Source organism: Azorhizophilus paspali (assembly GCF_043587585.2).
Classification (GTDB): domain Bacteria; phylum Pseudomonadota; class Gammaproteobacteria; order Pseudomonadales; family Pseudomonadaceae; genus Azotobacter; species Azotobacter paspali.
In genome coordinates this window covers 1,670,942-1,684,714 of the sequence record NZ_CP171449.1, presented here as the reverse complement: position 1 = coordinate 1,684,714, position 13,773 = coordinate 1,670,942, and the positions used below count along the sequence as shown (strand labels likewise).

At 64.1% G+C, this 13,773-nt stretch carries 13 protein-coding genes and 1 pseudogene; 10 read left to right on the top strand and 4 right to left on the bottom strand.

All coding sequences use genetic code 11. The features are described 5' to 3' along the window. The first annotated feature begins 88 nt into the window (after positions 1 to 88). Together ACGI6K_RS08415 and ACGI6K_RS08410 are read left to right on the top strand one after the other, a co-directional pair. Positions 89 to 1,024, top strand: coding sequence for a retron St85 family effector protein (locus ACGI6K_RS08415; protein ID WP_376946130.1), 936 nt, complete (start codon positions 89 to 91; stop codon positions 1,022 to 1,024). After that, entirely contained in the window at positions 1,021 to 1,974 is a 954-nt protein-coding gene (locus ACGI6K_RS08410; protein ID WP_376946128.1) for a retron St85 family RNA-directed DNA polymerase, read from the top strand. The genes ACGI6K_RS08415 and ACGI6K_RS08410 overlap by 4 nt, the downstream gene beginning before the upstream one ends. Positions 1,975 to 2,137: 163 nt before the next feature. Here ACGI6K_RS08410 and ACGI6K_RS08405 read toward each other — a convergent pair whose 3' ends face one another. Both ACGI6K_RS08405 and ACGI6K_RS08400 read right to left on the bottom strand, forming a co-directional pair. After that, on the bottom strand, positions 2,138 to 2,428 hold the full coding sequence (locus ACGI6K_RS08405; RefSeq protein WP_376946126.1) for a helix-turn-helix domain-containing protein: 291 nt from the start codon (positions 2,426 to 2,428) through the stop codon (positions 2,138 to 2,140). Next, positions 2,425 to 3,735 (bottom strand): type II toxin-antitoxin system HipA family toxin, encoded by a 1,311-nt coding sequence (locus ACGI6K_RS08400; RefSeq protein WP_376946124.1) that lies wholly within the window; start codon positions 3,733 to 3,735, stop codon positions 2,425 to 2,427. Before ACGI6K_RS08400 ends, ACGI6K_RS08405 begins: the two co-directional genes overlap by 4 nt. Before the next feature lie 499 nt (positions 3,736 to 4,234). Between ACGI6K_RS08400 and ACGI6K_RS08395 the strand changes: the two genes are divergently transcribed. From ACGI6K_RS08395 to ACGI6K_RS08380, 4 genes are all read left to right on the top strand, one after another. Continuing rightward, entirely contained in the window at positions 4,235 to 5,425 is a 1,191-nt protein-coding gene (locus tag ACGI6K_RS08395) for an acyl-CoA dehydrogenase family protein (RefSeq protein ID WP_376946122.1), read from the top strand. Between the two features lie 116 nt (positions 5,426 to 5,541). Next, positions 5,542 to 6,642, top strand: coding sequence for an ABC transporter substrate-binding protein (locus ACGI6K_RS08390; protein WP_376946120.1), 1,101 nt, complete (start codon positions 5,542 to 5,544; stop codon positions 6,640 to 6,642). Beyond that, the gene (locus tag ACGI6K_RS08385) at positions 6,623 to 7,618 is read left to right on the top strand and encodes an ABC transporter permease (protein ID WP_376946118.1); all 996 of its coding nucleotides are present in this window, start codon (positions 6,623 to 6,625) and stop codon (positions 7,616 to 7,618) included. The genes ACGI6K_RS08390 and ACGI6K_RS08385 overlap by 20 nt, the downstream gene beginning before the upstream one ends. Beyond that, a complete protein-coding gene (locus ACGI6K_RS08380) occupies positions 7,612 to 8,406 on the top strand; it encodes an ABC transporter ATP-binding protein (protein ID WP_376946116.1) in 795 nt (264 codons plus the stop codon). Before ACGI6K_RS08385 ends, ACGI6K_RS08380 begins: the two co-directional genes overlap by 7 nt. 101 nt (positions 8,407 to 8,507) lie before the next feature. Here ACGI6K_RS08380 and ACGI6K_RS08375 read toward each other — a convergent pair. Next, positions 8,508 to 8,690 (bottom strand): annotated as a pseudogene (locus tag ACGI6K_RS08375) (sensor histidine kinase); the annotation flags it as partial. Positions 8,691 to 8,929: 239 nt separating this feature from the next. On the opposite strand from ACGI6K_RS08375, the gene ACGI6K_RS08370 reads away from it, so the two are divergent. Next, positions 8,930 to 9,205 carry a hypothetical protein gene (locus tag ACGI6K_RS08370; RefSeq protein WP_376946114.1) on the top strand — a complete coding sequence of 92 codons (276 nt, stop codon included), beginning with the start codon at positions 8,930 to 8,932 and terminating at the stop codon, positions 9,203 to 9,205. A gap of 466 nt (positions 9,206 to 9,671) precedes the next feature. On the opposite strand, the gene ACGI6K_RS08365 is transcribed toward ACGI6K_RS08370, so the two are convergent. Beyond that, positions 9,672 to 9,833: a hypothetical protein gene (locus ACGI6K_RS08365; RefSeq protein ID WP_376946112.1), complete on the bottom strand. Its 162-nt coding sequence runs from the start codon at positions 9,831 to 9,833 to the stop codon at positions 9,672 to 9,674. Positions 9,834 to 10,037: 204 nt separating this feature from the next. Here ACGI6K_RS08365 and ACGI6K_RS08360 point away from each other — a divergent pair, with 204 nt between their 5' ends. From ACGI6K_RS08360 to ACGI6K_RS08350, 3 genes are all read left to right on the top strand, one after another. Continuing rightward, the gene (locus ACGI6K_RS08360; protein WP_376946110.1) at positions 10,038 to 11,129 is read left to right on the top strand and encodes an LLM class flavin-dependent oxidoreductase; all 1,092 of its coding nucleotides are present in this window, start codon (positions 10,038 to 10,040) and stop codon (positions 11,127 to 11,129) included. A 135-nt stretch (positions 11,130 to 11,264) separates the two neighbouring features. Further along, positions 11,265 to 12,590, top strand: coding sequence for an LLM class flavin-dependent oxidoreductase (locus tag ACGI6K_RS08355; RefSeq protein WP_376946108.1), 1,326 nt, complete (start codon positions 11,265 to 11,267; stop codon positions 12,588 to 12,590). Further along, positions 12,591 to 13,769, top strand: a complete 1,179-nt coding sequence (locus ACGI6K_RS08350; RefSeq protein ID WP_376946106.1) for an acyl-CoA dehydrogenase family protein — start codon at positions 12,591 to 12,593, stop codon at positions 13,767 to 13,769. Positions 13,770 to 13,773 lie beyond the last annotated feature (4 nt).

Genomic DNA, 13,773 nt, shown 5'->3' with positions numbered 1-13,773 from the left:
CTTCTCTGCGGCTTTCAGGTAAAAGCAATTTTTAGCTCAATTCACTGCCGCCCCGCCTCCGATCCCATCAAAGTAATTAAACTGACGCATGGATCCGCGACAATCCCTAATCCAAGACTTGGATCCCATTCCTTCTCGCGTTGAGTTTTCACAGCGACCGATTGTCTTGCTCTGTGGTGGGCATGTACCACAAAAGGGGCATCCAGATCTACAAGACCCTCCTATTCGCTCCATAAGGCAAAGAATAGTCAAGAGCTTTCCTGAATATGAGATATTCAGACCGGAAGAGATAGATAATTGGCACGCCGATGGTGTATTCAAAAACCTAATAGATTTTGAGTCTGACTTGGCGAGTATATGTTCGCTAGTGGTGATAATACTTGAAAGTGAGGGTGCAATTGCTGAGTTGGGTGCGTTCTCTCAGTTGCCAGATTTCAATAAAAAACTAGTCGTTATAGTCTCAGAGGGGCATGCAGATGACATTTCATTCATCAATCTCGGTATTCTCAGGCACCTAAGAGGCACCCATGAATCCGCAGTAAAACGATATCCATGGGATGTAAAACGGCCAGCAGATGCTGAAGACCAAACAATATCTGACATAATTGATGATGTGAAATTGGAGTTGGATGGACTGCAAAAAAGCCAAGCTCTTAAGGTCACAAGTGAAGCTCATTTAATTATAATTATATACGAGCTAACAAGGCTTTTTGTTGCCCTAAGAGAGGCGGAGATAATAGAGGCGATGAAATTTCTTGGGTGCGAAATCAGAAGAGATAACTTAAGAAGGAAGTTGTTTCTCCTTGAGCGTCTTGGGTTTGTGAAAAAAATCGCATATAGCGACTCAGGGTTTTACGCAGCAATAAATCCGAACTTTCATAATGTTCGCTTCGCCTTAAAGTCAAAATCCGCACTAAACCCTACTCGCATAAGACTGGATACACTAAGATACTACAAAGAGACTAAGGAGGAGCGAAACAGAGTTAGAGCCATTGAGAGAGCAAGAATTGGAGAAGGCGTATGAGATACAAAGAGATTCTCAGTGAAATATCATCTTCTTTGGCTCTCTCTGCAATGGAGTTAATTCAGATTGCGGCAAAATCACCTTATACTTATAAGGTCTATAGCATAGACAAAAAAACGGGTGGGGAACGGACAATTGCCCAGCCGGCCCGAGAGACAAAGTTTTTACAGCGTGAACTAATTGGGAAACTATTTAACGAGCTCCCTGTTCATGAAGCAGCCACTGCGTATCGCGATGGGTCGAGCATTAAAAAGAACGCTTGGGCGCACAAGGATAATCGCTACCTTTCAAAGTTTGACTTCAAGAACTTTTTTGAGTCAATAACAGAGGGCGACCTTGAGTTGCATTTCAAAAAGCATTTTGGGGAGCAGGAATTTTCTACTAACTTTATTCGATTCATATCTCGAGTCAGCTGCTACTACAATCCTCCTCAAGGACTGACGCTAAGTATAGGTGCGCCGACCTCTCCATTGCTTTCAAATTCCGTAATGTATGAATTCGATTGCTTGATTTTCGACTGGTGCAATGAAAGGGGTCTGACTTATACGCGGTATGCCGATGACTTAACATTCTCAAGCAGCACTAAAGGGCAGGCGTTTGAGATTGAAGGATTTATTGAAGGAGTTCTTGCGAAAATTGAATACCCAAGGTTATCTATAAATAACAAAAAAACTTTGCATGTTTCAATGAGCGGTAAGAGAAGAGTTACTGGCTTAATCATTAGTAATGATGGCAAGGTTTCTTTGGGTAGAGACAGAAAACGTCTTATAAGTGCAATGATTCATCGCTACGCCACAGGCTCATTGACTGGCGATGAATTATCTAGACTGCAAGGCTTGCTTGGTTTTGCCGAAGATGTAGAACCATTGTTTTGCTCAAAAATGCGCGCGAAATATGGGATAAAGGTAATTTCTGAAATATTTCAGTTTCGCAAGCTGAAAAATAATTAGCAGAGCTAATATTTATAAAATGAATTCACCCCTTCGCTAGCACTGAAGAGGATAGGTCGGTAGCCTTGGTTGTTTCTTAAAATGAGCCAGACTGTCCGTTCTTGGCCGCTTGTCGCCTGTGGCGACCGGCCGGTGTGGGTCGGTAGCCGACCATAGCTCCCTCTCACTTCATCTCCCCATCCCCTCTCCTCCTCACCGCCACAACCCCAACCCTCATCCCGAACAGCCTGAACACACTGTCCAGCGTCGCCACCGTGGGGTTTCCCGCGTCCTGTTCGAGCTGGCGCAGGGTGCGCAGGGAGAGTTTGCACATGCGGGCGAAGTCGGTCTGGTTCAGGCCGGTGACGCGCAGGCGCAGTTGGCGGATGGCGGCGCCGAAGCTCAGGGTGCCGTCGGCCAGTTGCCGGCGGATTTCGTCGAGTACCGCGCCGCGGTCTTCTTCCGGCTTCTTCATAACAGCCCCCAGCGGCGCAAGGTGGTTTCCAGGCGGCTCAGCGGGATGGTTGGCGCCCTCCAGGTCTGTTCGGGCAGGCCCAGTTCGGCCAGCAGGTCCGGCAGCGCCAGCAGTTGGCGGGCATCGTCGCGCAAGCGCTCGAACAGCCATTCGGGGTCGCTCCAGCGCGCCAGGGCGTTGCAGGCGGCCCGCCAGTCGGTGCCGTCGAACCGCTCGATGCCCTCGGGCCAGCGGGTCGTGCGCACCACCCCTTCGGGGTCCATCGCCATCGGTGCGAAGTCGTAGATCGGCGCCAGGTCGATGCGCTCGCGCGTGCGCAGGATGGAAAGGTTACGCCCGTGGTTGTCGGTGTTGCCGAGGATCTGGTTGAGCAGGTCGCGGCGCAGGTACTCGGCGACCATGGCGGGAATTTCCGCAGCCTGCCCGGCGGCGTCCCAGGTTTCCGCCAGGCGGGCGACGACCTCGACATGCTCCATGCGGCTGCCCGGCCGGGTCACGCCGCACAGGGAATAGGCGGACTCGACGGCGATGCGCTCGACGCCGTGCGGGCCGACCCGGCGGTCGAAGCGCCGCATCCACAGGCTGGGCTTTTCCGCTTCCTCGTAGGCCAGCCCTTCGGCGGAGATCGTCTCGATTCCCAGCCGGTTCAGCGCACGGTAATAGCAGTATTCGCTGCGCAGGATGACCCGGTCGGTTTCCGTCCCCGAATTGCGCGGGAACTTGACGAACCAGTGCCGGCACACCTCGGCATCGGGCAGGCCGGCGTCCGGATGGAGGTTGCCGGCGGCGTCTTCGGCCAGCAGCAGCTTGGGCGCCTCGCCACCGGCCCCGGTGGCGCCGCCGATGGCTGCACCGCGCTCGTAGGCATGGTCGAGAAAACGGATATCGCGGCGGATCACCTCCGCGCGGGGGAAACCGACCGGCTCGCGCGGGGCGGCGACGGACTCCTTGACGCGCAGGTTGCCGACGGGCGCCATGGTGCAGTGCTGCAGCAGGAAGAACTCCTCCGGTGCGCCGAGCGGCACGGCCATCCGTGCCAGGATGTGCCGACGCGCGGCGCCGGCGGGAACGATGTCGTGCAGGAAGGCCGGGGCGATGCCGCGATAGTCTTCCCAGCCGAGGGGAAAAACTGTGCTCACGGCCGCTGCCTTCAGCGTGCCCAGTTCGTCGAGGTGGGCGACGAGATAGTCGGCCTCGTAGCGGGCGCTGCAACGACTGCGCAACCCGTCTTCGGGAGCATCGAAGCTCACCCGCATCGCATCGTGCCATTGGCCGTTCAGGTAAACCTGCAGGGTTATCGTTTCCATGGCATGTCCGGCATACGACTGCCGCCTTCCCCGTGTGAACCGATCCAGACAGGCATCATAGTGCCTATTTATGCCCTCTCCAAGCACAAAAAAGGTATTTAAATGCCTATTTAAGCGTCTCACTCGCCCAAAACAGGCAATCTATTGCCTCCTCATCATGCAAGCGCATTCACCCCGATCCGGGCGCCGCCCTGACGGCAGCGGACCGATGGCGAAGCCGAACGAAGGTGGATGGCTTCGGCCATCCACCCTACCCACTCCGAACCCGCGCGGCGCGCATGAAAACCACCCACAAAATGCAAATAAAGCAAATTATTGATTATGAAATTTAAAACTCAGGAATATTAATTTATAAGAAAATCGAATTTCAGATCGCTCTCTTATGCATGCAGTATTGGGCCACCACTTCCTGCAGGCCCATGAACCGGCGCTACAGATGGCTGGCCAACCGGACCACCGGACGACTCGGCATCGTGACAGTTGCCCCAGGTGCATTCCGATGAGCATCACTCCACTTCGCAACGCTTCCCAGGCAGCTTCCGGCTCGCCTGTCCGCCCCGGCAGCCCGGCCTTTCCCGCGCTGCTGAAGCGCCTCGGCGAGGAATTCGCCGGGCGCGCCGCCCACTACGACCGCAGCGGTGAGTTTCCCCAGGAAAACTTCCAGCGTCTGCATCAGGAGGGCCTGCTGGCCCTGACCATTCCCCTCTCCCAGGGCGGCCTGGGCAGCGGGCTGGCCGAGGCCGTCGAAGCCATCGGCGCGGTGGCCAAGGGCGATCCGTCCACCGCGCTGATCCTGGCCATGCAGTACCTGCACCACAACCGTCTGCAGGACAACCCGCAGTGGCCACAAGCGCTGCGCCAACGGGTGGTGCGCGAAGCCGTCGAGGACGGCGCGCTGATCAACTCGCTGCGTGTCGAGCCGGCGCTCGGCTCGCCCTCGCGCGGCGGCCTGCCGGCCACCGTCGCCCGGCGCACACCGGAGGGTTGGCGGATCAGCGGCAGCAAGCTCTACTCCACCGGCAGCCACGGGCTGACCTGGTGCAACGTATTCGCCCGCAGCGACGACGCCGACCCGCTGGTCGGCGTCTGGCTGGTGCGCAAGGACAGTCCCGGCATCCGCATCGTCGAGGACTGGGACCACCTGGGCATGCGCGCCACCTGCAGTCATCGCATCGACTTCGACGAGGTGCTGGTGCCGCTGGAGCATGCGGTCAACGTGGCGCCGGCCAGCCGCAAGAGCACCGATACCGAACTCGACGCCGAGGGCCTGCTGTGGATGGGTGCGCTGCTCGGCGCCCTCTACGACGGCGTCGCCCGCGCCGCCCGCGACTGGCTGGTCGACTGGCTGAAGCAGCGTACGCCGAGCGCGCTCGGCGCACCGCTCGCCAGCCTACCGCGCCTGCAGCAACTGGTCGGCGAAATCGACAGCCTGCTGCTGGTCAACCGCAGCCTGCTGGACGCCGCCGTCGACCGGCGCCTGCCGATCGGAGCTAGCGGCCAGCTCAAGCATCTGGTCACCGACAACGCCATCCGCGTCGTGGAACTGGCCCTGCAGGCCTCCGGCAACCACGGCCTGAGCAAGAACAACCCCCTGGAGCGGCACTACCGCGACGTGCTGTGCGGGCGCATCCACACGCCGCAGAGCGACGTCGTGCTAGTCAAGGCCGGCCAGGCAGCCCTGGGACTCTAGGCTCGGCCGGGGAAGGGGGAAACGGGCCGACGGCCCCTCGCCCCCTCTTCCCCATGGCGAGAGAAAGCCCGGAAGTATTTTACCGCCCCCATTCGACCCTCACGGAAGCGACCCGCATGACCTTCGACTCCAACTTCTCCCGCCGTCGCCTGCTCGGCCTGGCCGGCACCGCCGCCGCGGCCGCCGCCGTCGGCCGCTTCGCCTGGGCCGCCGATCCGCACGCCCATGCTGCCCATGCTGCCCATGCTGCCCATGCTGCCCATGCCAGCCATGGCGACGACGCACAGAATTTCCTGCGCGACGCCAAGGACTGGGCACTACCGGCGCCACGCAAGCTCAAGCTGGCGACCAACCTCAACGCCATCTGCCTGGCCCCGGTGGCGGTGGCCGACAACCAGGGCTTCTTCCGCAATCACAACCTGGAGGTCGAGTTCGTCAACTTCGGCAACTCTACCGAGGTGCTGCTCGAATCCTTGGCCACCGGCAAGGCGGATGCCGCCACCGGCATGGCGCTGCGCTGGCTGAAGGCGTTGGAACAGGGCTTCGACGTCAAGCTGACCGCCGGTACCCACGGCGGCTGCCTGCGCCTGATCGCCCAGGAGGGCGGCCCGCGCAGTTTCGAGGAACTCAAGGGCAAGACTATCGGCGTCACCGACATGGCCAGCCCGGACAAGAACTTCTTCTCGTTGATGCTCAAGCGCCACGGCGTCGACCCGGTCCGCGACGTGACCTGGCGGGTCTATCCGATCGACCTGCTCGGCACCGCCCTGGAGAAGGGCGAGATCCAGGCGGCCAGCGGCTCCGACCCGATGATGTACCGTCTGCGCAACCAGCTGGGCAAGCGCGAGCTGTCCAACAACCTGGTCGAGGAATACGCCAACCTGAGTTGTTGCGTGGTCGGCGTCGGCGGCAACCTGGTGCGCAAGGAGCGGCCGGTCGCCGCCGCCGTCACCCACGCCATCCTGCAGGCCCACGCCTGGGCGGCGCAACACCCGGAAACCGTGGCCCAGGATTTCCTCAAGTTCGCGGTCAACACCAACTCCGAGGAAATCAACGCCATCCTCAACGAGCACACCCACGCGCACTACTCGGTGGGCAAGGCCTTCGTCGACGAGATCGTCGTTTATGCCCGCGACCTGAAGGCCGTGGAAGTGTTGCGCGCCAGCACCGATCCCCGGAAATTCGCGGAGAGCATCCATGCCGACGTATTCGCTTGACCTGCCGGAGCGGACCAGCGCCCGTCCCTTCGCCGTGTGGAAGACCGGCTTGGCGGCGGCGGCCGGCTGGCTGGCCTTCGCCCTCTACAGCAGCGAGGCGCCCAACGCCATCCGCGACTGGCCCTACACCCGCGAACTGGCCAACCTCTCGCTGGCCATCGCCGGGCTGCTGGCGCTGATCGCCCTGCTCCCCGGCCCCGTCGCGCGCCTCGCCAACCGTCTGCGCCCGGCCGGCCAGTGGCTGGTCGCTCTGCCGCTGCTGCTCGGTCTCTGGCAACTGGCGACCGCCAAGCTGGCGCTGCTGCCGGTGCCCTTCTTCGCGCCGCCGCAGGCGCTGCTGGAGGTCTACGCCGAGGATTGGCCGCGCCTCGCCGAGAGCCTGCTGCATTCCTTTTGGCTGCTGTTCAACGGCGTGCTGCTGGGCTCGCTGTGCGGTTTCCTCGCCGGGGTGTCGATCGGCTGGTCGCAGCGCATCGGCTACTGGCTGCACCCGGTGCTGCGTATCCTCGGTCCGGTGCCGTCCACCGCGCTGCTGCCGATCTGCTTCTTCATCTTCCCCAGCAGTTGGGGCGCCAGCGTGTTCCTGATCGCCCTGGCGACCTGGTTCCCGGTCACGGTGCTGACCTGGTCGGGGGTGGCCAGCGTCGACCGCGCCTACTACGACGTGGCGCGTACCCTGGGCGCCAGCGAACGCTTCCTGATCTTCCGGGTGGCCATCCCGGCGGCCCTGCCGCATGTCTTCGTCGGCCTGTTCATGGGCTTTGGCGCGTCCTTCTCGGTGCTGGTGGTGGCCGAGATGATGGGCGTCAAGGCCGGCCTCGGCTGGTACCTGCAGTGGGCCCAGGGCTGGGCGGCCTACGCCAACATGTATGCCGCGCTGCTGGTGATGGCGCTGCTATGCTCGGGGCTGATCACCGCGCTGTTCCTGGTCCGCGACCGTGTCCTGTCCTGGCAGAAGGGAGCCGTGAAATGGTGAGTCCCGTCCATCCCCAGGCCCATGCCCAGGGCAACGGCCTGCTCCTGGAAGTGAAGAACCTCAGCCACGCTTTCGACCTGGGCAAGACCAGCCTGCCGGTACTGAACCAGGTCGATCTGACCCTGCAGCCGGGCGAAAGCGTCGCCCTGCTCGGTCCCTCGGGCTGCGGCAAGTCGACCCTGTTGCGCCTGGTCGCCGGGCTGGAAGCGCCGTTGTCAGGACAGATCCTGGTCGACGGCCAGCCGGTCGGCACGCCCGATCCGTCGCGCATCCTGGTATTCCAGGACCCGACCCTCTATCCCTGGCGCACGGTGTGGGACAACGTCGCCCTCGGCCTGCAAGCCCGCGGCCTGATCAAGACCCAGCGCGAACGGGTCGACGCGGCGCTGGCCAAGGTCGGCCTCAGCGAATTTTGCGACGCCTATCCGCGCCAGCTTTCCGGCGGCATGGCCCAACGCGCCGCGCTGGCCCGCGCGCTGGTCAACGAACCGCGTCTGCTGCTGCTCGACGAGCCGCTGGGCAAGCTCGACTCGCTGACCCGCATCGCCATGCAGGGCGAACTGATCCGCCTGTGGCAGCAGCAGCGCTATAGCTCACTGCTGGTCACCCACGACGTGGAAGAGGCCTTGCTGCTCTGCGAACGGGTGCTGGTGTTCAGCAACCGTCCGGCGCGCATCCTCGCCGAACTCAAGGTCGAACGCCCCTACCCGCGCCACCGCGACGATCCGCACCTGGTCGAGCTGCGCCAGCAGGCGCTGGAGCTGCTTGGGCTGGGCAGCAGTTGGTGACCACAGTGGATGGTTCGGGCCACCCACAATCGCCGCTTTCGTAGGAGCGAATCCGTTCGCGACGGGAGGCTGACAGGCGGTTTCGGTAGGACAAGCCACTCCTATAGTTTCGGCAAGCGGATATCCATCACCAGCCCGCCGCCCTCGCCCAGGCTCGCCCAGATGCCGCCGCCGTGCATTTCCACCGCCCGCCGGGCGATGGTCAGGCCCAGGCCGAAACCGACCACCGGCGTGTCGCCCTCGGCGCGCTTGAAGGGTTCGAAGATGGCTTGCAGCATTTGCGGCGCAACGCCCGGTCAGCAGCGAACGCAGCTCGTGGGAAATGTCGTGCAGCAGGCGTCGACGGGCAGAGCGACAGCCGCCGCTCACCCTGGCAATGAACGGCGGCTCGCCCGGCCTCGGCGGTCCAAGCGCTCGGCCAGTGGGGACGGGAAACGGTGAAATCGGCTACAGTCACCCCGGAACGCACCGTCCGTCTGGCGAGCCGGACGGACGCTCGACCCTTCGAACCGGGAGAAAGCAGATGCCCTTACTGGCTGAGATTCTCAGCGTGCTCGCGCTGCTGCTGGCGCTGGCCACCGTGGTGGGCGTGATCGCCCCGTCGCTATTCCGCAATCGCAAGACTGGCGAGGCCCCCAAGCGCCTGTCCCTGCTGGTGTGGGGCTGCATCGCCGTGCTCGTGGCCATGATCCTCGCCGGCAGCCTGGTGCCGCCACCACCAGCTCCTCCGGCCAAGAACGGGACGCCAAAGGCCACTTCCGGTCTGCCCCCCACCGGCGGACCCTCGCTCCTGTCGTGAACGCCGGGCGGTAGCCGGCGGCCCGCGCGTTCTTTGCCCCGGACGCCGCCCTTCGCGACTGGCCCAGGCGCTTTCCCCACTCCCCCGCCGACACGCCTGCCACCGGCCATCCTCGTGCCGGCCCGGAAACAAGGGCTGCCGACTTCGCGACGCGGATCTTCCACAATCGACGCAAACGTTTCCGTCAGAAGCCGAAGCGCTTCCATCGCGCGCCTCATGGGTACGGCGAACCGACGACCGGCCGCCAATGCCGAGTTCCCTGTCCGAATGCCCGCCTGAATTGTTCCGCCGGCCATTGCCGAACTCCTCATAAAAAAATCGATACCTGCATGTCGGACTACAAGAGCGGGTCACAGATGATCGCCAGATCCCCCGTCTCCACGATGGGCCGGGAAGCGTTGACGCCGAGTTCGGCGAGGCAGGCGTCGAGCGGCTGCTGGGCGGGCGCGCCGGCTCGCGGCAGCATTCAGCAGGCCCGGCCGAGATCGCTCGGCGCGATATCTCGGCGCAACAGCGGATGGTCCCGCCGCGCCAGCAGCACCAGATCCTCGCTCAGCAGCCGCTCGCCGTGTAGATCGCTGGCGTATTCGGAAGGCCGCGGGGCGCCGAGCACGTTGATGGCTCCCACGCTTCTGCGTGGGAGCCAGGGGCCAGGCGCTCAGGCGCCGCAACACATTCACTTTAAGCATATTAGAATATGCAAAAAATGAATTTCCATCATCTAATAATGCTCTGTAGCCTTCTAAGCAACCAGCCAGACAAGATCCTTTTCTTATAAGAGACGAACCGGATTTTGTCCTTTCCAACCCTCACACAGGCAGGAGCCCGGTACATGAGCGTTCAGATTCTCGGCATGATCGGCCATCGACTTTCCTCGGAAACCATAGCCCCGGTGGGGCCGGTATTCGACAAGAACTACATCCGCAACTTCGCCCAGGCGCACGAGAACGCCGGTTTCGACCGCATCCTGATCGGCTATTGGTCCGATCAGCCCGACGGCTTCCTGGTCACCGCCCTGGCCGGCCTGTCGACCAGCCGCATCGGCCTGTTGCTGGCGCACCGGCCGGGCTTCGTCGCGCCGACCCTGGCCGCGCGCAAGCTGGCGACCCTCGACCAGTTGCTCGACGGCCGCCTGGCGCTGAACGTGATCAGCGGCGGCAGCGACAGCGAGCAGCGCAAGGATGGCGATTTTCTCGACCACGACCAGCGCTATGCGCGCACCGACGAGTTCCTCGACGTGCTGAGAAAGACCTGGACCTCGGAACAGCCGTTCGACCACAAAGGCGAGTTCTATCGGGTCGAGCAGGCCTTCTCGGCGGTCAAGAGCGAGCAGAAACCGCACCTGCCGGTGTATTTCAGCGGCGCCTCGGACGCCGCCATCCGCGTCGCCGGCAAGCACGCCGATGTCTACATGCTGTGGGGCGAATCCCTGCAGCAGACCCGCGAGCTGGTCGAGCGCGTGCGCGCCGAGGCGGCCGGGCACGGTCGCGACATCGAGTTCAGCGTGTCCTTCCGGCCTATCGTCGCCGCCACCGAGGACGCCGCCTGGGCCAAGGCCGAGGTCATCCTGAGCCGCGCCCGCGCGCGTCACGAAGTGGCCCGACCGGAACTCTCCCTCAAGCCGGAAAGCATCGGCGCCCAGCGCCTGCGCGCCACCGTGGCCCAGGGCGAGCGGGTCGACAAGCGCCTGTGGACTGGCATCGCCGGGCTGGTCGGCGGTGGCCACAACTCAACCGCGCTGGTCGGCACCCCGGAGCAGGTCGCCGACGCCTTGATCGACTACTACGACCTGGGCATCCGCAACATCCTGATCCGCGGCTTCGACCCGCTCAACGACGCCGTCGACTACGGCCGCGAGCTGATCCCGCTGATCCGTGCCAAGGCAGCCGAACGCGACCTGCGAAACAGCGCCCGCCGCGCCTGACCCCATCCCCGCCGCAGCATCTGGCGCGACCGCACCAGCGGAGCGCTCCACCCCCTTTCGTGGAGACCGCTTCATGACCGACCCGCTGCTCGCCCCGGCGAGCCCCCTGCCCCGATCGCGCCGCGAGACCGACCGATGAGCCGCCAGATCCACCTGGCCGGCTTCCTGCTCGCCGGCCTCGTCGTCCACAGCCATGCCGCTTGGCGGCACCCCGAAACCCAGGGCAACTTCCTCGAACCCGAGTACTACGCGCGCAGCGCGAAGGTACTGGAAGAAGGTCTGTTCGACCTACTGTTCTTCGCCGACCGCTTCGCCATCGGCGACCAGTTGGGCGGCTCCCGCGAACTGGCGCTGCGCCACGGCGCCCAGGACGCCACCCGCCTCGACCCGCTGCCGATCCTCTCCTACCTGGTCGGCCAGACGCGCCGGCTCGGCCTCGGCGTCACCCGCTCCACCACCTATTACGAGCCGGTCCACGTGGCCCGCTCGCTGGCCACCCTCGACCACCTGTCGCGCGGGCGCGCCGCCTGGAACATCGTCACCTCGATGAACGACAGCGAGGGCCGGCTGTTCGGCAAAGACCGCCACCTGGAACACGACCTGCGCTACGACCGCGCCGACGAGTTCGTCGAAATCGCCTTGAAGCTGTGGAGCAGTTGGGCGCCGGGCGCGCTCAAGCTCGACCGCGAGCAGGGCATCCTCGCCGACCCGGCCGGGGTGCGCGACGTGGCGCATCGCGGCGAATGGTTCCGTGTCGAAGGCCCGCTGAACATCCCGCGCAGCCCGCAGGGCCGCCCGGTGCTGATCCAGGCCGGCTCCAGCGGTCGCGGCCGACGCTTCGGCGCGCGCTGGGCCGAGGCCATCTTCAGCATCCACGGCAACCTGCCCGCCATGCGCGCCTTCCGCGACGACGTGCGCCAGCAGGTGGTCGCCCAGGGCCGCGCGGCGGAGCAGTGCAAGATCCTCACCGCGGTAATGCCCTTCATCGGCGGTAGCGAGGCCGAAGCGCGCGCCAAGCGCGACCGCCACAACGCCCTGGCGCACCCGCAGATCGGCCTGGCAACGCTGTCGGCACAGCTCAACTTCGACTTCTCCGCCTTCGCCCCGGACAGCCGCCTGGAAAACATCGCCGCGCACCCCGAAACGCCGCCGGCGGTCGCCGAGAAACTGCGCTCGCTGGGCGTCTCGCTGAACCTCGGCGAACTGGCGCAGACCTTCGCCAGCAGCGTGCGCGTGCCGCAACTGGTGGGCACCGGCGCGCAGATCGCCGAGCAACTGGCGGAGCTCTTCAACGCCGGCGGCTGCGACGGCTTCGTGATTTCCCCCGGCTACCTGCCGGGCTCCTTCGCCGAATTCGCCGAGAGCGTGGTGCCGCACCTGCAGCGCCTGGGTCTCTACCGCCGCGCCTACGAGGGCACGACCCTGCGCGAACACCTGGGCCTCGGCCCCCTGGAGGCCTGAATGGGCAGCCCATCCAACCCCGAAGACTGGCTGGCGCTGGCCCATGCGATCGGCGAGGAATTCGCCCGCGACATCGCCCGCCGCACCCGCACCCGCGAACGTCCCAACACCCAGTTGCGGCGCCTCAAGGACAGCGGCCTGACCAATCTGGCGATCCCCCGCGAGCTGGGCGGCGCCGGCCAACGTTGGTCGCTGATCGTGCGTACCATCCGCGAACTGGCCGCCGGCGACGGCTCGGTCGGCATGCTCTACGGCTACCATCAGCTCAACCTGATCAACCTTCGCCGCGAACCGCAGCCGCGCCGCGACCGCCTGCTGGCGGAAATCGCCGAACGCCGGCTGTGGCTGGCCGGAGTGGTCAATCCGCGCGACGACGACATCCTCGCCACGCCGGACGGCGAGGGTTTTCGCCTCAACGGCCGCAAGGGCTTCTGCAGCGGCGCGGCCTTCGCCGATCTGCTCAGCGTCAGCGCGCGCCATGCCCACGACGGCCAGCGGCTGATGGCGCTGATCCCTGCCGGGCGCCCCGGCCTGTACTACGCCGAAGATTGGGACCATTTCGGCGTGGAGCGCAGCGACAGCGGCAGCTTCGTCCTGAGCGAGGTGCGCGCCGAACCCGGCGAAGTCATCGCCAACGATCTGGAGGACGGCAGCGATTTCTCCGCGGTGATCCGCACCCCGGTCAACCAGTCCGCCTTCACCCAGTTCTACCTCGGCAACGCCCTCGGCGCGCTGCGCGCGGCGCGCGCCTATGTGCACCGCGAAGGCCGCGCCTGGCTGCATGCGGAGGTCGACGAGGCCCATCGGGATCCGCTGCTGGTCAGCCAGTTCGGCGAGCTGTGGATCGCCCTGCAGGGCGCCATCGCCCTGGCCGACCGCGCCGCGCTCAAGGTCGACGAGCTGCTCGCCGCGGACGAGGCCTTCACCCCGGAACTGCGCGGCGAGGCCGCCGTCGAGGTGGCCAGCGCCAAGGTGCTCGCCGCGCGCACCGCGCTCGATGTCACCAGCCGGGTGTTCGAGGTGATGGGCGCGCGCGCCACCCACAACCGCTATGCCTTCGACCGCTTCTGGCGCGACACGCGCACCCACAGCCTGCACGACCCGCTCGCCCACAAACTGCTGGAGGTCGGCGAATACGCCCTGAACGGCCAGTACCCGCCGGTGCGGGCCTACACCTGAGGAA